Origin of the sequence: Enterobacter sp. D2, from assembly GCF_034427575.1 — a bacterium.
GTDB lineage: Bacteria > Pseudomonadota > Gammaproteobacteria > Enterobacterales > Enterobacteriaceae > Enterobacter > Enterobacter cloacae_M.
In genome coordinates this window covers 1,329,152-1,347,643 of sequence record NZ_JAXQPP010000001.1, presented here as the reverse complement: position 1 = coordinate 1,347,643, position 18,492 = coordinate 1,329,152, and the positions used below count along the sequence as shown (strand labels likewise).

Sequence of the window (18,492 nt, the reverse complement as noted above, 5' to 3'; positions counted from 1 at the left end):
GCACGGTGGGGATTTAGATTACGGCTAAAAACGCCGCACTGGTCACACTTTAGAGAAGATTATTAAAGAAACGCCAGCGGTGAAAAACCGCTGGCAGAAGAGTTACTTGTCGCCGAAATGAATGACGGTACGGATGGATTTTCCTTCGTGCATCAGATCGAACGCGTCGTTGATCTGCTCCAGCGGCAAACGGTGGGTAATGAACGGGTCGAGCTGAATCTTGCCGACCATAGCATCTTCAACCATACCCGGAAGCTGAGTACGGCCCTTCACGCCGCCAAACGCGGAACCTCGCCACACGCGACCGGTGACCAGCTGGAATGGACGGGTTTTAATCTCCTGGCCCGCGCCGGCCACGCCAATGATGATGCTCTCGCCCCAGCCTTTGTGGCAGCACTCCAGCGCTGAACGCATCACGTTCACGTTGCCGATACATTCGAAGCTGAAGTCAACGCCGCCGTCGGTCATCTCAACAATGACATCCTGAATCGGTTTTTCGTGATCCTTCGGGTTCACAAAATCGGTAGCGCCCATTTCACCCGCGAGCTTGAATTTCTCCGGGTTGGTGTCGACCGCGATGATACGACCGGCTTTCGCCTGCACCGCGCCCTGAATCACCGCCAGACCAATGCCGCCGAGACCGAACACCGCAACGGTGTCGCCCTCTTTGACTTTTGCCGTGTTATGCACCGCGCCGATACCGGTGGTCACGCCGCAGCCCAGCAGGCAGACTTTATCCAGCGGCGCCTGCGGGTTCACCTTCGCCAGCGAGATCTCCGCGCAAACGGTGTATTCGCTGAAGGTGCTGGTGCCCATGTAGTGATAAACAGGCTCGCCGTTATAAGAGAAGCGGGTGGTACCGTCCGGCATCAGCCCTTTCCCCTGAGTGGCGCGAACCGCCTGGCAGAGGTTGGTTTTACCGGATTTACAGAACTTACACTCGCCGCACTCCGCGGTGTACAGCGGGATAACGTGATCGCCCGGCTTCAGGCTGGTCACGCCCTCGCCCACTTCCACCACAATCCCGCCGCCTTCATGACCCAGCACCGCCGGGAAGACGCCTTCCGGATCGTCACCGGACAACGTAAACGCATCGGTATGGCACACGCCGGTATGGGTGATTTTGATCAGCACTTCGCCTTTCTTCGGCGGTGCCACGTCGATTTCAACGATTTTGAGCGGCTGGCCGGGACCAAATGCAACTGCAGCGCGAGATTTCATCATGTCTTCCCTTTTTGTCAGGTGTGTGGGTTTATTTTAGATAAGAGCGCAGCAAATGGCCGACTTCTGCCATGCGTACGGCTCGCTGATCCGGCGTGGTTTCCCCCGTCACCAGCTCATCTTTGAGGTGAATTTCAACCATTTCGCCCATCAGGCCATTGGCAGCCCCGCGCACGGCGGCGATTTGCTGCAGGATGGCCAGACAGGGATCGCCCGACTCCAGCGCGCGTTCAAGGGCCTCAACCTGGCCCCGAATGCGGCGGACGCGAGTAAGAATACGTTTTTTATCTTCGGGTGAATGCGGCATATGCCCTCCTGATACTATAGGGGGGTATGGTACCTATTTTATCCTTGATATGTAAACACTCTGTTTTTTATGGTTAATGCGCATTTCGTTAACGTTGCGTATTACTCCGGCAGCGCTATACCTGAAATCTCAGTACAAATATTAATGAGACGATCCTGCAATGCAACGTCGTGCGCCTGCGGATTAGCCGTCATGCGCTTCATGTGATAGAAATATTTCCCCGTTACGTCAGCCTCAGTATCACGGCTGGCGGCAAGCCAGGCCTGGGTCAGGTGCGCCTGGTCCATATCGTCCGGGGCATGCGGCCCCCCCATCTTTGTCGGCACCCAGCCAGGCTCGAGGCTGTTACTACGCACATCACGCCAGCGACGCGCCAGAGCAAAAGCCAGCATAGCGTCGTGCAATTTACTCTCCGCATAGGCGTCGGCCCCATTCCAGCGACGTTTGCGCCAGAGAATATCATCCAGGTTTGCCCGGGCATGATGATGCATACCCGAACTCAGGTAGACGAGGCGATGCGGACGTTCAATCACCGCGGTGAGGATGTAAGCCGAGAGCGTGTTGATCGCGAAAACGTGCGGCAGCCCGTCGCGGGTCACGCGATACGCTTCATTGTAGCCAACGGCAGCATTGTGGATGACGGCATCGAAGCGTCCCAGGGCGTTGACACGTAATGCCGTTTGCCTGGCACCTTCAATTGTCTCCAGGTCACCGACAACGACGGCTTCAGCCTGGGGTAAGGCGCGGTGGGCCTCTTCTGCACGGTTCGCATTACGCGCGTGCAACACAACCTGATGTCCTTGTTGAACCAGCAGTTCGGCCGCCATCAGACCAAGGCCTGTGGACGAACCGGAGATGAAAATGCGTGACATATAATTTCTCCAGATTAGTAAACCGACAGCAAAGGCTGCCGGCTCGAATGTTTATTCAGGATTGCTGCATCCGAGACGCGCTCGCAATCAGCGCCCCCAGCAGCGCACAGGCCGCACCAGACAGATATACAGCGGCATAACTAAACTGACCGGCGATCAGGCCAGCTACCGGCCCGGCGATTCCATAAGCGACATCCAGAAATGCAACGAATGCGCCCATTGCGCTGCCGCGGTTGGCTTGTGGAACACGGTTTAAGGCTTCAACGCCCAGTGCAGGGAAAACCAGTGCACAGCCCAGTCCGGTAACCAGAGCACCTGCTAGTGCCATCCATTCGTTTGAACCCAACCACAACATTGCCTGGCCAAGCGCTTCAACCACCAGTGACCAAACCGCAACGCGATAGCCGCCTGTTTGGTCTGGCAGATGCCCCAGGGCGAGGCGAACGAAAATAAAACCCAGACCAAACGCAGTCATCACCAGGCCGGCGTTCTGCCAGTGATGTGCCGCAAAGTACAGCGAGGCAAAAGCGGTTAGTCCTGACAACCCAACGCCCTGCATCATTAATCCCAGCCCTTCGCGCCAGATGCGCCCTACTACGCGATGGAATGGCAGTCGCGTACCTCCAGGCGATATATATGATGTGGTACAAAATGCAACCAGAGCGGCCAACATCGGTGCAGCAATACAGGCAATCATCGCCATTGTGAGGCTGTAATGCTGATATAACGCCATGCCAACAGGAGCACCAATCGACAGCGCCGCGAACATCGCGATGCCGGTCCAGGACATGGACATACCGGCGCGCTGAGGGCCAACTGAGGCAATGGCCCAGGACACACATCCCGTCACGAACTGACTTTCGCCAAAACCGGCCATCAGACGACCTGCGATAACAATGCAAAGGGTTGCAGCAGGCGATAAATCCGTTATCGAAGCCACCAGATACAGCGCCCCTGCTATCGCTGAAAGTATTGCTCCCTGCAGAGCAGAACGTTTACCGCCCTGCTGGTCCGTAACCCGTCCGGCATAGCCGCGGGTCAGGACGGTGGCCAGAAACTGGATGCCGACCACCAGTCCCACCACGAGGTTACTGAAGCCGAGATGACCATGGATGAACAATGGAATCACCGGCAGTGGCAGTCCGACTGCCAGATAGCCAAAGAAAAGTGCGGCAATAACGCCCGTTGCCGGGCGGGGAAGCAGGACGCGCGGGGTGTTATCCTCCGCGAGCCGCTTAATGGCGAGGGCTCCCATGTCATTATCCTTTATGAAATATGATTAAGTGGGTTGAACGGCCCGGTGTATCAGGCCGCTCTGTCATCAGGATGCTTTAAAAAGATCGATGTGATAGCCGCTGGCGTTGAGCAGGTAATCACGAGAAGCGGTTATCTCTGTACTGAACGCCGCCAGATCAATATCCACCAACTTGCCCGCACGTTTACGAAGCTGGCCGGCCACCATCACGGTATCCACATCAGACCGCTCTATCGCCTGCACGACGGTACCAATTACGTTGGTTACCGGGAAAACAGCGGCTCCGCTGGTGCGAACCATGATAATGTCGGCCTGCTTGCCTGGCGTAAGGGTGCCAATCTGATCCTCCAAACCGGCCGCACGCGCGCCATTAACCGTTGCCGCTTTCAGGACCTCCTCGGCCGTGATGGGTGACGGCACATTGTCCTCACCACGGAAGCGACGGTAGCGCATAGCCGATCGCTGTTGCCCGAACAGAGCGTGCATTTCCCCGAACATATCGCTGCCAAAGGCAGTATCAAGGTCAATGCCCAGTGCCGGGGTCAAGCCGCGATCGACAGCCTGCTGGTAGGCAAAACTTTCATCGTCGAAGCCAAATAGCGCATCCGACCGTGTATTGACCGTGATGTTTACTCCTGAATCGGCCAGGAGCTTCCAGGTATCCTGAGTAACCCTTGAACAGTGGTTGAAGATGTTATGTGTGTCCAGTACGCCCGGCGTGGCAAACTCAGGGCCTAGATTGGCGAGATCGCCGATGAATTCGGTCAGAATACGCATGTCGAGTTTGCGAGCGACCTTCCACCAGTCAAGATTGAGCTGACCAAACAGACCAACGTGCACCAGGCTGTCACTTGTATTCCAGCTTCGCGAGAGTCGCTCCAAATCGGCAGGCAAATGCGCCGATGAAGCTTCTTTATCCATTGCTGCACCGACCATATGTAACGCACGGATGCCGCTTTCCTTTAGAGCATCTAATGCTGCATCAGTATGCTCGGGGCTGCGCGAGTTGTGGCAGGCATCAATGATGGTAGTAATACCGGCATCCAGTGAGGCAAGTGCCGTGAGCCTGGTACTCAGGTACATGTCCAGGGGACGATAATGTTTGCCCAGTTTCTCTGCGACCACATCAATGTAATCAAACAGATCGTCGACATTTGGCATCATGCGGCGCATTACGCCAAGCCACATATGGTGATGAGCATCCACCAGGCCGGGCATAACGATATGGCCAGCTGCATCAATTACCAGGGCATCATCCGCCTGCAGTTCCGGACCCACAGCTGCGATACGGTCGCCATGGACGAGAACATCGCCCACGGAGAGGTTGGGTATATCGGCATCCAAAGTAAGGATGATGCCGCCTTTAAAAAGAGTGCGCGTCGTTGTCATTTCGTATTCCTCAGGGTTAAGTGATGCCGTTCGTTGCGAGGTTTGCCCAGCCGGGGACAGGGAAAATAGCGCCTGGCAACGAATTGGCTGACACAATAGGTTGCGCACCATTTTTGATAAAGGTAGTTTTATGCAAATTATATTTGAATAAATTCAAAGGTGAGTCTCTATGAGTTTTGACGGAAGGCTACTGTCAGGATTGAGCGTGTTGGCCGCAGTTGTCGAGGCGGGTAGTTTCAGTCGCGCTGGCGAGGTGCTGGGACTGTCCGCTTCTGGCGTGAGCAGATCGATAGATCGCCTTGAAGAGAGGCTCGGTGTGCGTTTGCTAAACCGTACGACGCGTACGATGAACCTGACGAACGAAGGCCGAGCTTTGTATGAGCGCGCCTCGCCACATCTTGAAGGGATTGAAGTTGCGGCAAGCTACGTATCCGGTGCCGCCATTGCTGTACGAGGATCATTACGGGTCAGCGTTAATCCAATCTTCGCTCGTTATATTTTGGCCCCGAAACTGCCTCTTTTGCGCGAACGTCATCCGGAACTGGAACTTACAGTAGTGCAGCAGCCTGACGTAGGGGATCTTGTGACAGAGGGTATAGATGTTGCGGTGCGTTTCGGGCCACAACTCCCCTCAACTATTTCTTCGAAATTGCTCTTTCAGACGCGCGTACTCACTGTGGCATCACCGGCATATCTGAAACGGCATGGTCGACCTGAGCATCCTGAAGAACTAGTCACGCATGAGTGCATTCAGTATATCGATCCTCGCCGCGGGAAACCGTTTGAGTGGGAATTCCGTCGTGATCGCGAAGTACTGGCTATTGATACTCATGGTCATTTGACGACAACCGATGTAGATCTGATGGTGCAATCCTGCGTAAGTGGTGTTGGCATTGCCCAGGTACTTTCACTCAGCGTCACGCAATTGATCGCTGACGGAATGCTGGTCGAACTTTTTCCGGAATGGCCTGGCGAAACCTATCCGCTGTATATCACGCGGCCATCTCGTCGACTGCCCCCCGCTGCTGTCGAAGCCTTTATGGAATTTTGCGCTGAAATTTGCGCAAATCATGCAGCGAATTGAAAAAAGAAGCTATCAGCTGCTGGCCGCACTTCAGCGGCGAGCAGCTGATAGCCTCAGCGATAATCAAAGAATTTGTCTGCTCACAAGCATGGCCCCATTAATTTATTCCTTATTCGAGATTATTTACTCTGCCTCAACATGTACGCTGATGTTCAGCCGTTTTGCTTCCATGGATATCATTTTTTGGGCAAGAGCCATATTGCCGCCATGTACTTGATCTATTAAGTGTTGAACGAGAGTCATCATCAAAAAATCCTTATTAGCCGGATAAAAATCGATCATATCAATCCCGCAATCCTGCAGCTGCTGGTGCGTAGTTCTCTCCGTTTCAGCAACAATTTTGGCTACGCTGGCCTGCATCTTTTCGATTTGCTCAAATACAATACGGTTTATGATTTCGATTTGTTCTGGCTTTAAGTCCTTTTCCATCATTACCTCTCATAAAATTTTGTAGCTAAGAAAATTTGGATTATGACAAACCTAATATAAGTACAGGAAGTGAGTCTTCATTCATCATTCATCATTCATCATTCAGCAGTATCTTAGGTACGACGGAACGATTGCTGCCGCACAACGATATACCGCCAGTATAACCTCTCCATAATCAGCAAGATCGGTCAGGATTTTGGCCGTTCGGTGAGGCAAAGTAGGTCATCAGGAGGATGCAATGAACGATGCAATCAAAACGGCCTACCGCGAGCGCTTCACGACGGTGTGCGACTATATTGCCCACCATCTCGATGAACCGCTCACGCTGGAGAAGCTCAGCGCGTTAGCCTGCTGTTCGCCTTATCATTTTCACCGGCAGTTTCTGGCGTTTAGCGGCCAGCCTTTATATCGCTATATCCAGTGGCTGCGTCTGCGTCATGCTTCCTGGCGACTGGCGTTTAATCCTCAGGATAAGGTGATTGATATTGCGCTCGATGCCGGTTTCCAGAGCCCCGAATCGTTCAGTCGCGCCTTCAGAAACGCGTTTGGAAAAAGCCCGCGTCAGTTTCGGCAGCAGCCGGACTGGCTGAACTGGCACCAGCGCGTACCGAAAATGACCTTTCAGGAGCAAAAAACGATGGAAATTAAGATTGTCGATTTCCCACAGACCCAAGTGGCAATGCTTCAGCACCGTGGCAACCCGGATCGGGTAAATGACAGCGCGGCGAAATTTATTGCCTGGCGTAAAAGCTCGGGCCTATCGCCAGTACACGAAAGCAGCACGTTTGGTATCGCCTGGGATGACCCGGCAACCACGCCCGCAGACGCCTTTCGTTTCGATATCTGCGGCAGTATCTCTGAAGCGATACCAGAAAATGAATTCGGGGTTTGCAGTGGCGAAATCGACGGCGGACGTTACGCCGTAGCCCGCCACACGGGTTCTCTGGATACCATTTCCGCCACGGTGTGGGCGATGTTTCGCGACTGGCTACCGGCCAGCGGCGAAACGCTGCGCGATGCCCCGGTATTTTTCCACTACCTCAACTTCATTCACGAGGTGCCAGAACATGCGCTGCAAACGGATATCTACCTGCCGTTAAATTGACTATCCCTTGCTTCCACCTTTTCCGGGTAGCGCTGAGCTTGCCCGGCATAGCCCCCCTTGCAAACTGCGCCAGCGTTTGACGTTCCTCCTTGAGATAGCAACTGAAACCCTGTCACTAATGGGCCATCCGCGCCTGCGCGATTGGTGCAAAAAATCAAACACACCTTTAGATAAAGGCCACTTATTCTGGCATACGTTACAAGGTAGTATTCAGACACATGACGAGTAAAGTTGTAACTTAATAGTCGCAGTACCTCTAATGCAGATAAACCAACCCACGGAGATAAAATGCTGGTATTTTTAACAATGTTTATATTTTCACTGACGCTTTCATTTTCTCCTGGCCCCGTTAATATGGTGATTATATCGTCTGGTGCCATTCACGGCTTTAGAAAGACCTTCTCATTTGTCTCCGGTGCAACGATAGGGTTTACGTTATTACTTATCTTTATATGTTTCGGCTTTTACGCTGCAATCGAAAAATATCCAGTGTTTTTCCGGTATCTTAATATTGCCGGTTCTTTATTTATCATGTATCTGGGCTATAAGATAGCGTCGTCACGGTCCGATATGTCATTAACAAAAACGGATTCACCCGGTTTTATTCAGGGTTTTGTCATGCAGTGGATCAACCCCAAAGCATGGACCGCGTGCGCCTCTGGGGCAGCGATGTTTTCTGAACCCTCTAGCCCTGTTACAGCTCTCGTCTTTATCACGGTCTATTTTTTAGTCTGTTATATGTCGCTTTCAGCATGGGCCTTGATGGGAGAAAAAGTATCTGTGCTGCTCAGGAGCACGCGGCAGCTCCGCACGTTTAACGTGTTGATGGGCGGACTGCTGCTTATTACGGCGTGTTACATGCTCTTTTTAGCGTTTTAAACCCGTTATAACGCGTGAAACTCAATCTCGTTATAAATATCATTAATCAATTTGTAGGCAATACTGCTGGTCGACATATTAGAAGGCCATACGGCATAGACTTTCAGCGGTTCTAATGACCAGTCAGGAAGTATTTCCAGCATTTCTCCGCGCTTAACATCCTCTTCGCTTAAATAGCGAGGAGGTGCTGCGAGACCAATTTGTTGTCTGGCAAGGGCATAAGCGGCTTCGACATTATCTACATACACCGTGGGCGTATACGTTACGACGGCCACTTCTCCATTTTTATGTCGAAATTCCCGGTTATTCTGCCTCATATTGAGTCCAATCCATGGCAGTTTCGCCAGGTCATCAGGATGCGTAATCGTCGGGTAATGGCTGAGCAATTCCCGGGACGCAACTACCTGGCGCGGCAGCACAAAAAGATGGCGCGCTTTAAGAGAACTGTCCGGAAGCTCGCCGATTCGAAATGCCACATCGATACCGTCGGCAATAATATCTCTGCGCGTATCGCTGTAAGAGATATTCAGTAAAATGCCCGGATGACGTTTTATAAAATCGGCCAGATGGCGGGTAAACGCACTCTTCAGAAAAACGGCAGGAAGAGAAACAGTCAGCTTATTCGCCGTTGATATCGAACGCTGCCTAAATTCAATGACCCCCTGCTCATACAGCGCCAGCATCGATTTGGCCGTTTCCAGCAAATTGGCTCCATCGTGAGTCAGAGAGAGTTTACGGGTATTTCTGTACAGTAACGCGCAGCCAAGATTTTTTTCCAGCTTTGATAAATGCGCGCTTGCCGTTGCGGTTGTAAGCCCTAACGCTTCCGCCCCACCTGAAATGGATCCTGCCTCAGCAATCTTTGCAAACACTATCAGATAACGAATGTCATCAATCATTTATCGTCCTGTCGCGACGGTGTTCCTGCGAACTACGCGTTTAATCATAGAGTTACGATATCGTACTTTCCTCTCCGGTCGCATCTCTTTTTATCGTTTGGACTTTAGCGCCCTACTCATTTTGCGAGGCGCTGCAGTGTCAACCCGGCGACATCCTCTTCTGGGAGCCGGACAGCCCGTAATGACGCGCCTGCGCCAGCGTTTGCAGCTCCTCCTTAAGCCAGCGCGTTGCGCCCCGCTGGCCGCTGCGTTTATGCGAGTAAATTTTCACTTCAAACGTGCGCATCGAAAACGGTAAAGGAAGAATCCTCAGGTCCGCTGCCGCAGCCAGCTTCTCAGCGGCAAAACGGGGGATCGCCATCAGCAGGTCGCTCTCCGCAACGATAAACGGCGCGCTGAGCATCGACGGCGTTTTGATCGCGATTTGTCGGGTATAGCCCAGTTGTTCCAGCCGCACGTCCAGAACGCCCTGCTTCTCATTCCATGGCGTCACCACCAGGTGTCGGGCCGCGAGATACTCCTCCAGCGTGAGACGCGTCCGGCGCGCGTTGCTGATGACCACATACTCATCTTCAAACCAGTCGATCTCTTCCAGCTCCGGGTGCCGGATATCATCCTGAGTGCTGAACCCCAGCGCGAGATCCACTTCGCCCGCCAGCAGTTCCGTCAGCGCAGGGCTGTGCGGCAGATAGCGCAATTCGAAACGCAAACCCGGGGCAGCAAGCTGCAGTTTGTGCATCAGCACCGGGAAAATGCACAGCGCGGTAAAGTCCGTAATCCCAATTTGTAAGCTTTCGGTACTGCTGGCCGGGTCAAACTCCGGCTGCGGGGTCAGCTCATGATTGAGGAACGACAATGCGGAAGCAATGGAAGGCGCAAGCTGAGTGGCATACACGCTGGGGGACATGCGATGCCCTTCCCGAAAAAAGAGCGGGTCATTAAGGGTGATGCGCAAACGCGACAGCGCATGGCTCAGTGCCGATGTGCTCATCGCCAGCTCGTCAGCGGCCAGCCGAACGGAACGGTGGCGGTAAATCGCGTCGAAAACGGGCAGCAGGTTTAAATCAAGACGCCTCAGTACCGGATGCATAATATTCATCATTTGTTGATTTCATTGCACTTAATTCTTCGGACAATACTCCGTATGCTTAACGCCATCAATCGAAACACAGGAAAAACAATGAGCATCACCATTCGTCAGGCCCGCCCCGAAGATGCAGCGGCAATATACGCCATGATCTACGAGCTGGCGGTGTATGAAAAAGCGCCGGAAGAAGTGGTTACCACGCCGGAGGAGATCCGCGAAACGCTCTTTGGCGCAGGCACAAAAACCGAAGCGTTGATCGCGGAGTTTGACGGCAAGATAGCCGGCTATGCCGTGTTCTTCACCAGCTATTCGACCTGGCTGGGACGCAACGGGATTTATATGGAAGACCTGTACGTTTCTCCGGATTATCGCGGTAAAGGCGCGGGAAGAGCGCTGCTGAAACATATCGCGCAGCTCGCGGTAAAACGGCAGTGCGGCCGCCTTGAATGGAGCGTTCTGGACTGGAACCAGCCCGCCATTGATTTTTACCTGAGCATAGGCGCGCTGCCGCAGTCCGAATGGGTTCGCTATCGTCTTGATAGCGACGCGCTGCTGAAATTTGCCGAATAGCGACACGTGGTACCGGAGAAGATCCCGCCCTGCGGGATCGCTCTGTCCTGCCTTTATCCCGCCTCAACAGATTCTGAATTTATGCTACCCTTCCATAAATTTCATAAACATATTGCAGAATGCCATGACGACAGCCCCTTTTATTCGCCCACAACTTACCCTGCCCGACGGTGCCGACAGGCTGCTGTTGCATTCCTGCTGCGCCCCCTGCTCGGGTGAAGTGATGGAGGCTATCCAGGCGTCGGGGATTGACTACACGATTTTCTTCTACAATCCCAATATCCATCCGCAGAAGGAATACCTCATTCGGAAGGAGGAAAATATTCGGTTTGCGGAAAAACACGGCGTGCCGTTTGTTGATGCCGATTACGACACCGATAACTGGTTTGAGCGCGCGAAAGGCATGGAATGGGAACCCGAACGTGGCGTCCGCTGCACCATGTGCTTCGATATGCGTTTCGAGCGTACGGCGCTCTATGCGGCAGAAAATGGATTCAGCGTCATCAGCAGCTCGCTGGGGATCTCCCGCTGGAAAAACATGCAGCAGATAAATGACTGCGGCCAGCGTGCTGCCGCGCGCTATCCGGGTATGGTTTACTGGGACTATAACTGGCGTAAACAGGGCGGCTCCTCACGCATGATTGAGATCAGCAAGCGGGAGCAGTTTTACCAGCAGGAGTACTGCGGGTGCGTTTATTCACTCAGGGACAGTAACCTGCATCGTAAGTCTCAGGGACGCCCGCTGATTCGCATCGGGAAACTGTATTACGGTCAGGATGACAATGAGAAATAACGGGTTCCCGGTATAGAGATATATCCGAAAACAGCCCTGACGTGTACCGAATTTAGCCTTATGTCTCCCACATCCAGAAAGAGCGGCTATCCTTTAATTATCAACAAAAGGAGGTAAAAATGTCTGATTTCGGTACTGATAAAAACACCCAGGTTGCTGAAGATAAAGCAAAAAATAAATTTGATGAACTCGCAGGTTCAGCGCAGCAGCAGTTTGGTGAATTCGTCGATTCACCAAAACATCAGGTAAAAGGTGCCGCGAAAAAGTATGCCGCTCAGGCCAGCGATGCCGTTTCCGACGTCACTGAAGCTGTCAGAAATAATCCACTCACCGGCCTCGTCGCAGCGGGTGCGGTCGGTATTGTTCTCGGCCTGCTGCTGGGTCGAAAATAATAAAAGGCCCTTCGGGGCTTTATTTTTTCTTAGCTAAAAATCCTGACCATACGGTCTAACTCTTCCTCTTTCACGGCCCGCGATAAATAATATCCCTGAAAGTTTTTGACGCCTAACGCGACTAATTTTTCAAACTTTTCTTCACTATCAACCCCCTCGGCAATACAGTCCGTTCCGGTCATGTCGCTGTAAATCTGTATCGCTTTAATCAGGTTATAGTCATTGTCGTTTGCCACAAAATGCTCAACGATGTCCCGATCCAGCTTAAGACCATCAAAATGCACCTGCCGCACCGGGAACATAGTTTGATGATTAGAGAAGCAGTCATCCAGGAACAATCGACACCCCGTATTACGCAAATGCCGCATGGTTTCAGGGATCCTCTTGTCCTTCGTCACGTCAATATCTTCGGCGAATTCAAAGACCAGCTTCTCGGCCCACTGCGGTTTGAGCAGCATGTCGATAGCTTTCTTTGCCATATCAGGCAATGCATTCCCGGAAGCCAGGCGAGGCGGAATATTCACAGAAAAATAGTATTTACCGTTATACTTATTAATCCCGGACACGGCGGCATGGATGACTAACGCCGTTATTTTTAACCATATCTCATGGTTTGAAATATCCGTGAGAAAACTGGCCGGCTTGACAATTTTACCGTTTTTATTCCAGCGGATCAGTATCTCAAAGCCTACGCCTTTTTTGTCACGATCGGTAATGATCTGATAAGCAGGGAAGATCTCTTTTTTATATAATGCATTGAAAATCTCTGCTTCCTTATCCGTAAACTCCTTATTTTGACTCCGCCGCTTGATACTTCTTTCCGCATTAAAATTGTGCGAATCGTGTAACCACCGCTTAATTAAGCGTAATTTCAGCACGCCTTCCTTACGGTGCGTATAAACCGTTTTATTAGAAAGCCCCATTTCATCGCACATTTCTTTTACGGACATGCCGCGGTAGAAATTTAATAAAACGTCAATCTCTCTTTTTGTTAGCCATTTTACGTTGTCTTGCGAAGGATTATCCTTGTAGCGATCGCGTAATAAGTACGAACGATCTTTAAAAACATGATGGTGCGTTTGAGAACCAGTGACGACATCTGAAACGCGGGCTATGCGAATCAATGATAATTGATAACTATTATTTAAAAGAGTGCCCAGGGTGCGATATAGCCAGCCATCCGGTATGTCGCCATACAGGGTGACGCGTCGAATAACGGGAAGTGCATTGAGCACGGATGCCAGTCGCTTCAGGCTCTCCAGGAGACTGACGATACCTTTTCCGAGAAACACCACAATATGAGCGCTCTGATTTATAAGGATATTTTCCAGATCCTGTTGGGATGCCTCATCCCCGTCAAAGTGAATATGCGAAGCCTGTATTCCGTACTGGTTAAGGATCAGACGATATCCCTGGAACGTAAAACCGCAGGCGGAGATGACAAATTTATGTTCATCGCACGCCTCATTTCTGAGAGAAATTGTGTGGGTCATAAACTGCTCCTGGGCACTAAGGCGCCATTTCCATTTGTGAATACGTAAAATTTAACGCACCTGTTATAAACATTAATTTTACAGTACCGACTCAGGGTAAGAAACAGATATCAGCTGAACTCACAGGAACATCTTTGCGTTAATCACCGTCGTTTAAATGTACTTTTCTTTGCAAATAACAACGGCAAACATCTTATTCTCAGGGTATAATGAAAATTCCGAAAAGAAGAGTGGACACTTCATCTATCGGCTCATTCAAATACGAGAAAAATGCTATGGATAATCACATCTCATCCAGGGCCTTGCTACATCGAAGGGATGTTATAAAGAACAATCCGCGATTCGGTGAGGCAATATTAGAGCACTACACAATTAATGACACCATCTACAAAAAACAACCTTTGTTCTACAAGACAATGCTGCAGGAATCACGATTTAACATTATTCTCTCCATGTGTTGCTTTATTTTTGGAAATCAGGCCGAGTCAGTTTCAGAGATTAAAGAGCTATGCTCTCGCTATAAAATAGCCAGCCCCAACAGCGTGATTGCGATCATTACGATACTGAGAACCACCGGGCGCATCAGGACCTGGCGCTGCACGGATGATCGACGCAAAACGAGAATCGCGCCAACTGAAAAAGGACTCAATGAACTTAAGCGTTATATGTCCGGCGCTTTTTTGCCCGTCAGCATTCTTTATCCGGCATTTAATATTAATGTTAATCTGCTGGATAATGATATTTTGAGAAACAACTTCTTCCGCCGCGCGGCTGAATATCTTTTTCGGGGATTAACGTTCAGAAAGGTGTTGCCTGAGGTGGGATTATTTATTGATAAAGATGGCGGCCGTATGATTATGCTTTATATCTATCTGCAGGCCATGAAAAATAAATCCGCTCACGGTGCGGTCATTGACTATTCAGCCAGCACGCTCGCAAAAGAATTTTTTGTTTCACGCATCCACGTCAACCGAATTATCAAATCGGCACAAGAGGCGGGATATCTTAAAGATCGTGGTGATGGTCGGATGTCGATATACCCGGCGTTTATCGACCTTGTCGAAAATTATGCCGGTTTATATTTTGCGTATGTTACGCATTACATCAACGTTGTGCCTAAAGAGCGACGCCACGCTCACAACGTGACGTCAACCGTATAATCCAGCAGGCGTTCGGAGTTCCGAACGCCATTCCCCTATCGTTCCCGCAGCGCCTCTTTTGCCTTGTTCAGCGGTTTCAACAGATAATCCAGAATGGTTTTACTGCCGGTTTTAATATCAACGGTAGCAATCATGCCCGGAAAGACCGGAAATTCCTGACCCTGCTTATTGGTCAGATGGTTACTGTCGGTACGGATATAAACGCGATAGTAGTAGACATCCCTTTTCACCTCATCCTGCAGGGTGTCCGGCGAAATCATGGTCACTTCCCCTTCCAGCCCGCCGTAAATGGAGTAGTCATAGGCCGTAATTTTCACCAGCGCTTTCTGGCCAGGATGAATAAACGCCACATCGCGCGGCGAGATTTTCGCTTCGACCACCATCTGATCGTCAAGCGGGACAAGGCTCATCAGCTTGCCGTTCGGCGGGATAACGCCTCCCACGGTCGTGACGTCAATATCCTTCACGATCCCGCGAACCGGGGCATTGAAGGTCAGCCGGGTCAGGGAGTCCTCACGCCCTTTCATCACTGAACGCTGGGCCTCAATCTCCGCATTGGCTTTTGCCAGCTCTTCACGGGCGCGAACGTAATACTGGTTTTTCATCTCGGTGATTTTATTCTCAAGCTCATTTTTTTGACGCTCAAGACGTAACACCTCAACCTTGCTGGCCGCTCCCTGGGTCACTAGCGGTCGGGTTAACGACAGCTCGCGCTGCACCAGCTCGGCGCCCTGACGCAACCCGGCCAGCCCTTTTTCGAGACTTTCACGACGGGACTGATAGAGCGCCGTTTCCTGTTTGACCAGCTCAACGTCGTCATCCAGCTCCTCCGGAAACGCGAGCTCCGTGTCGTTCACCTCGGCCTTCAGGCGCGCAGCGGTTGCCAGCGCCGCATTCAGGCGAGACTCGCTCTCCAGCACGCTCGACTCGGTTTTTGTCCGGTCAAGCTGCGCAAGCTGCTGGCCGCGTTCCACGATGTCGCCTTCGCGCACCATCAGGCTGTGGATGATGCCGCCTTCCAGAGACTGGATGACCTGCTCATGCGAAGACGGTATGACCTTGCCGCTGCCGGTCGTCACTTCATCCAGGTGGAACAGGCTTGCCCAGGCGATAAACACCGCCAGCAGGGCGAACAGGGACCATGCCACCAGCGACGAGCGCGGCAGGCGCGGCTCCTTCAGTCGGCTATTGAAACGAGAGAAATCATTCATGATGCGCCCTCCTCTGCAACCGCCGCCGGCTTCATGGTCACCGTACGCTGCGCGGCTTTCTGCGGCGCCATGCCGTGCTGGTGCAGGATCGCATCGCGCGGGCCGTCCATCACCACCTTGCCGTTTTCCAGCACGATGATGCGGTCGACCAGGTCCAGAATCGGCAGGCGATGCGTCGCCACCACCAGCGTCCGGCGTTTACCCAGCCATTTGTGAAGATGCTGAATAAACTGCTTCTCGCTCATTTCGTCCAGCCAGGCGGTAGGCTCGTCCAGCAGCAGGATAGTCGGCGAGGTAATCAGGGCACGCGCCAGCAGCAGCGCCTGACGCTGACCGCCGGAGAGGCCAGCCCCGCCCTCGTTGATGATGTAGTTCAGCCCCATTTTCTGCTTGCGCACAAACTCCAGCGCGCCGCTGTTAACCAGCGCCTGATGAATCTCATCGTCGGTGGCTAACGGGTTCCCCATCAGGATGTTGTCCCGCACGGAGCCAAAGAACAGCCGGGCCTGCTGGCTGAGCAGCTGCATGTCGCGACGCACGTCGGCCGGGTCCAGATGATTGAGGGCGATATCGTCGAGCAGGATGCTGCCCTGCTGCGGCTCCTGCATGCCCGCCAGAAGCTGCAGCAGCGTGCTTTTACCGGAGCCGTTGCGCCCAAGCACCGCCACGCGCTCTCCGGCGCGGATCTGCAGCTTGCTGATGTTGAGCACGGTGAGTTTCTCTTCCTCGTCGTAATAAAACCCGACGTCCTCAAGGCTATAGTCGCCGCGCAGGTGGGCTTTATGCACCTTCTTGCCGTGCTGCGGATCGTCAATCGGGCGCTGCATCAGGTCGTCCAACCCCTTGCGAGCCACCTTTGCCGACTGCCAGCGCGAGAGCACGCCTGAGATCTGCGACAGCGGCGCGATAGTGCGCGATGCCAGAATCGAGGTTCCCACCAGCGCACCGGTGGTCATGTCACCGCTGATGACCAGATAACAGCCCACCAGCAGTACCACCGCATAGACGATGGACTGCACCTCCTGCGTCCAGGTGAGCAGCAGGCCCGTCAGCCAGCGCTGCTTCATGCCGACGCTGGCGGCGACGTCGTTGGTGTTGTTCCACTGGTTCTGGAAACGCTGCTCGGCGCGCATCAGCTTGATGTCCTCAATGCCCTGCACCGCTTCCACCAGCGTGGCGTTGCGGATGGCGGATTCGCGCATCCCTTCGCTGGAGAGTTTCCCCAGCGGGCGCTGCACCAGCAGGCCGGGGATGAGCAGCAGCGGCACGGCGAGCAGGACCACCAGCACCAGCGGGCCGCCAATCATCCACAGAATAAAGACGAACAGCAGGAAGAACGGCAGATCGGAAATCGCCGCAATGGTGGTCGAGGTGATCAGCTCGCGCACCGACTCCAGCTCGCGGATCTGCGCGATAAAGGATCCGGTTGATTTGGAGCGCGCGCCGTTTTTAATCCGCAGCGCGTGGGCAAACACGCGTTCGGAGATGCGCAGGTCGGCGCGTTTCCCCACCACGTCGGAAATATGCACGCGCAGCATGCGCATGATGAATTCGAACACGATGGCAATCATCACGCCGCCAAACAGGACCCACAGCGTGGCTTCCGACTGCGACGGTACCACCCTGTCGTACACCTGCATGGAGAAAACCATGCCGGAGAGCGCCAGCACGTTGGCAACCAGCGCCACCAGCATAATGTCGCTGTAGCGTCGCCAGTCCTTCAGCGCCAGCTGCCAGAACCAGTTTTTCTCATAGGGTTTGATGTAGTCGTCCACGCGGGCATCCGGCGTGGATTCGAGCGGGCGCAGCACCATCAGCCCTTTTAACCGCGCCCCGAGTTCGTCACGCGTCAGCGTGGTCTCCAGCCCCGCGTCGCCGCCAAACTGCAGGCTGACGTTGCCTTCGCTGTCCATGCGGTTAATGACCGCGATTTGTCCGCCGGTGAATTCCGCCAGCAGCGGCAGGCGCCACGGATCGAGGGATACCGCTTCAGCCGCCACCATACGCATCCCCAGCCCAAGCTGGCGCGCCATCTCCTCCAGCACCAGCTGGCGCGGAGACTGGCTTTCATGGTTAATCGTGACCCGAACATGCTCCGCTGAGAAATCCAGCCGGTAGTGCTTCGCGATGATGAGCATGCCCTGCAGCCAGGGTTCGTACTGTGGATGTGTCTTCATAATGCTACGTCCTGTCCAGAGCGGTAATTTCGCACTGAAATGATACCTTTACGGAATGATTAAAAATCGAACACTCTCTAAACGAGCCCGCAAAATAATCTTGTGAAATATAGGGTTATCGCTATTCATGTAAAGAAACGCAAAAGGCCGCGGGGATCGCTCCCCGCGG

18 protein-coding genes are annotated in these 18,492 nt (G+C 52.9%); 7 read left to right on the top strand and 11 right to left on the bottom strand.

Going from position 1 to position 18,492, the window contains the following annotated elements:
- Positions 1-102: 102 nt before the first annotated feature.
- The 5 genes from SPG90_RS06525 to SPG90_RS06505 form a co-directional block, all read right to left on the bottom strand.
- Positions 103-1,221, bottom strand: a complete 1,119-nt coding sequence (locus tag SPG90_RS06525) for an S-(hydroxymethyl)glutathione dehydrogenase/class III alcohol dehydrogenase (RefSeq protein ID WP_032668253.1) — start codon at positions 1,219-1,221, stop codon at positions 103-105.
- A gap of 31 nt (positions 1,222-1,252) precedes the next feature.
- Entirely contained in the window at positions 1,253-1,528 is a 276-nt protein-coding gene (locus SPG90_RS06520) for a metal/formaldehyde-sensitive transcriptional repressor (RefSeq protein WP_023311663.1), read from the bottom strand.
- 101 nt (positions 1,529-1,629) lie between these two features.
- The gene (locus SPG90_RS06515) at positions 1,630-2,400 is read right to left on the bottom strand and encodes an SDR family NAD(P)-dependent oxidoreductase (protein WP_047174308.1); all 771 of its coding nucleotides are present in this window, start codon (positions 2,398-2,400) and stop codon (positions 1,630-1,632) included.
- A gap of 55 nt (positions 2,401-2,455) precedes the next feature.
- Positions 2,456-3,655 carry an arabinose transporter gene (locus tag SPG90_RS06510; protein ID WP_126303272.1) on the bottom strand — a complete coding sequence of 400 codons (1,200 nt, stop codon included), beginning with the start codon at positions 3,653-3,655 and terminating at the stop codon, positions 2,456-2,458.
- 66 nt (positions 3,656-3,721) lie between these two features.
- Positions 3,722-5,044, bottom strand: coding sequence for an amidohydrolase family protein (locus SPG90_RS06505; RefSeq protein WP_126303270.1), 1,323 nt, complete (start codon positions 5,042-5,044; stop codon positions 3,722-3,724).
- Positions 5,045-5,213: 169 nt separating this feature from the next.
- Between SPG90_RS06505 and SPG90_RS06500 the strand changes: the two genes are divergently transcribed.
- Positions 5,214-6,128 (top strand): LysR family transcriptional regulator, encoded by a 915-nt coding sequence (locus SPG90_RS06500; protein WP_045399169.1) that lies wholly within the window; start codon positions 5,214-5,216, stop codon positions 6,126-6,128.
- A 123-nt stretch (positions 6,129-6,251) separates the two neighbouring features.
- Here SPG90_RS06500 and SPG90_RS06495 read toward each other — a convergent pair whose 3' ends face one another.
- Positions 6,252-6,557: a nitroreductase gene (locus tag SPG90_RS06495; protein WP_322408158.1), complete on the bottom strand. Its 306-nt coding sequence runs from the start codon at positions 6,555-6,557 to the stop codon at positions 6,252-6,254.
- A gap of 238 nt (positions 6,558-6,795) precedes the next feature.
- On the opposite strand from SPG90_RS06495, the gene SPG90_RS06490 reads away from it, so the two are divergent.
- Both SPG90_RS06490 and SPG90_RS06485 read left to right on the top strand, forming a co-directional pair.
- Positions 6,796-7,662, top strand: a complete 867-nt coding sequence (locus SPG90_RS06490; protein WP_064790973.1) for an AraC family transcriptional regulator — start codon at positions 6,796-6,798, stop codon at positions 7,660-7,662.
- A gap of 288 nt (positions 7,663-7,950) precedes the next feature.
- Positions 7,951-8,541 carry a LysE family translocator gene (locus SPG90_RS06485; RefSeq protein ID WP_064790974.1) on the top strand — a complete coding sequence of 197 codons (591 nt, stop codon included), beginning with the start codon at positions 7,951-7,953 and terminating at the stop codon, positions 8,539-8,541.
- 5 nt (positions 8,542-8,546) lie between these two features.
- On the opposite strand, the gene SPG90_RS06480 is transcribed toward SPG90_RS06485, so the two are convergent.
- Entirely contained in the window at positions 8,547-9,440 is an 894-nt protein-coding gene (locus SPG90_RS06480) for a LysR family transcriptional regulator (RefSeq protein WP_126303269.1), read from the bottom strand.
- A 139-nt stretch (positions 9,441-9,579) separates the two neighbouring features.
- Positions 9,580-10,542 (bottom strand): LysR family transcriptional regulator, encoded by a 963-nt coding sequence (locus SPG90_RS06475; RefSeq protein ID WP_248200994.1) that lies wholly within the window; start codon positions 10,540-10,542, stop codon positions 9,580-9,582.
- A gap of 78 nt (positions 10,543-10,620) precedes the next feature.
- Here SPG90_RS06475 and SPG90_RS06470 point away from each other — a divergent pair, with 78 nt between their 5' ends.
- The 3 genes from SPG90_RS06470 to SPG90_RS06460 all read left to right on the top strand — a co-directional run bounded on the left by SPG90_RS06470 (position 10,621) and on the right by SPG90_RS06460 (position 12,282).
- Positions 10,621-11,097, top strand: a complete 477-nt coding sequence (locus tag SPG90_RS06470) for a GNAT family N-acetyltransferase (protein ID WP_023311653.1) — start codon at positions 10,621-10,623, stop codon at positions 11,095-11,097.
- A gap of 124 nt (positions 11,098-11,221) precedes the next feature.
- Complete coding sequence (locus SPG90_RS06465) at positions 11,222-11,890, top strand: epoxyqueuosine reductase QueH (RefSeq protein WP_064790976.1); 669 nt, start codon at positions 11,222-11,224, stop codon at positions 11,888-11,890.
- Positions 11,891-12,009: 119 nt separating this feature from the next.
- The gene (locus SPG90_RS06460) at positions 12,010-12,282 is read left to right on the top strand and encodes a DUF883 family protein (RefSeq protein ID WP_126303265.1); all 273 of its coding nucleotides are present in this window, start codon (positions 12,010-12,012) and stop codon (positions 12,280-12,282) included.
- Positions 12,283-12,311: 29 nt separating this feature from the next.
- On the opposite strand, the gene SPG90_RS06455 is transcribed toward SPG90_RS06460, so the two are convergent.
- Complete coding sequence (locus tag SPG90_RS06455; protein ID WP_045399155.1) at positions 12,312-13,775, bottom strand: EAL domain-containing protein; 1,464 nt, start codon at positions 13,773-13,775, stop codon at positions 12,312-12,314.
- 275 nt (positions 13,776-14,050) lie between these two features.
- Between SPG90_RS06455 and SPG90_RS06450 the strand changes: the two genes are divergently transcribed.
- The gene (locus SPG90_RS06450; protein WP_032668361.1) at positions 14,051-14,935 is read left to right on the top strand and encodes a hypothetical protein; all 885 of its coding nucleotides are present in this window, start codon (positions 14,051-14,053) and stop codon (positions 14,933-14,935) included.
- Positions 14,936-14,970: 35 nt separating this feature from the next.
- Here SPG90_RS06450 and SPG90_RS06445 read toward each other — a convergent pair whose 3' ends face one another.
- Both SPG90_RS06445 and SPG90_RS06440 read right to left on the bottom strand, forming a co-directional pair.
- Positions 14,971-16,146, bottom strand: coding sequence for an HlyD family type I secretion periplasmic adaptor subunit (locus tag SPG90_RS06445; RefSeq protein ID WP_029740549.1), 1,176 nt, complete (start codon positions 16,144-16,146; stop codon positions 14,971-14,973).
- Complete coding sequence (locus SPG90_RS06440) at positions 16,143-18,323, bottom strand: type I secretion system permease/ATPase (RefSeq protein ID WP_248200993.1); 2,181 nt, start codon at positions 18,321-18,323, stop codon at positions 16,143-16,145. Before SPG90_RS06440 ends, SPG90_RS06445 begins: the two co-directional genes overlap by 4 nt.
- Positions 18,324-18,492 lie beyond the last annotated feature (169 nt).

Excerpts from the sequence above, each read along its gene's own strand:
- SPG90_RS06525 (WP_032668253.1), bottom strand. The coding sequence starts at position 1,221 with ATGAAATCTCGCGCTGCAGTTGCATTTGGTCCCGGCCAGCCGCTCAAA.
- SPG90_RS06520 (WP_023311663.1), bottom strand. The coding sequence starts at position 1,528 with ATGCCGCATTCACCCGAAGATAAAAAACGTATTCTTACTCGCGTCCGC.
- SPG90_RS06515 (WP_047174308.1), bottom strand. The coding sequence starts at position 2,400 with ATGTCACGCATTTTCATCTCCGGTTCGTCCACAGGCCTTGGTCTGATG.
- SPG90_RS06510 (WP_126303272.1), bottom strand. The coding sequence starts at position 3,655 with ATGGGAGCCCTCGCCATTAAGCGGCTCGCGGAGGATAACACCCCGCGC.
- SPG90_RS06505 (WP_126303270.1), bottom strand. The coding sequence starts at position 5,044 with ATGACAACGACGCGCACTCTTTTTAAAGGCGGCATCATCCTTACTTTG.
- SPG90_RS06500 (WP_045399169.1), top strand. The coding sequence starts at position 5,214 with ATGAGTTTTGACGGAAGGCTACTGTCAGGATTGAGCGTGTTGGCCGCA.
- SPG90_RS06495 (WP_322408158.1), bottom strand. The coding sequence starts at position 6,557 with ATGGAAAAGGACTTAAAGCCAGAACAAATCGAAATCATAAACCGTATT.
- SPG90_RS06490 (WP_064790973.1), top strand. The coding sequence starts at position 6,796 with ATGAACGATGCAATCAAAACGGCCTACCGCGAGCGCTTCACGACGGTG.
- SPG90_RS06485 (WP_064790974.1), top strand. The coding sequence starts at position 7,951 with ATGCTGGTATTTTTAACAATGTTTATATTTTCACTGACGCTTTCATTT.
- SPG90_RS06480 (WP_126303269.1), bottom strand. The coding sequence starts at position 9,440 with ATGATTGATGACATTCGTTATCTGATAGTGTTTGCAAAGATTGCTGAG.
- SPG90_RS06475 (WP_248200994.1), bottom strand. The coding sequence starts at position 10,542 with ATGATGAATATTATGCATCCGGTACTGAGGCGTCTTGATTTAAACCTG.
- SPG90_RS06470 (WP_023311653.1), top strand. The coding sequence starts at position 10,621 with ATGAGCATCACCATTCGTCAGGCCCGCCCCGAAGATGCAGCGGCAATA.
- SPG90_RS06465 (WP_064790976.1), top strand. The coding sequence starts at position 11,222 with ATGACGACAGCCCCTTTTATTCGCCCACAACTTACCCTGCCCGACGGT.
- SPG90_RS06460 (WP_126303265.1), top strand. The coding sequence starts at position 12,010 with ATGTCTGATTTCGGTACTGATAAAAACACCCAGGTTGCTGAAGATAAA.
- SPG90_RS06455 (WP_045399155.1), bottom strand. The coding sequence starts at position 13,775 with ATGACCCACACAATTTCTCTCAGAAATGAGGCGTGCGATGAACATAAA.
- SPG90_RS06450 (WP_032668361.1), top strand. The coding sequence starts at position 14,051 with ATGGATAATCACATCTCATCCAGGGCCTTGCTACATCGAAGGGATGTT.
- SPG90_RS06445 (WP_029740549.1), bottom strand. The coding sequence starts at position 16,146 with ATGAATGATTTCTCTCGTTTCAATAGCCGACTGAAGGAGCCGCGCCTG.
- SPG90_RS06440 (WP_248200993.1), bottom strand. The coding sequence starts at position 18,323 with ATGAAGACACATCCACAGTACGAACCCTGGCTGCAGGGCATGCTCATC.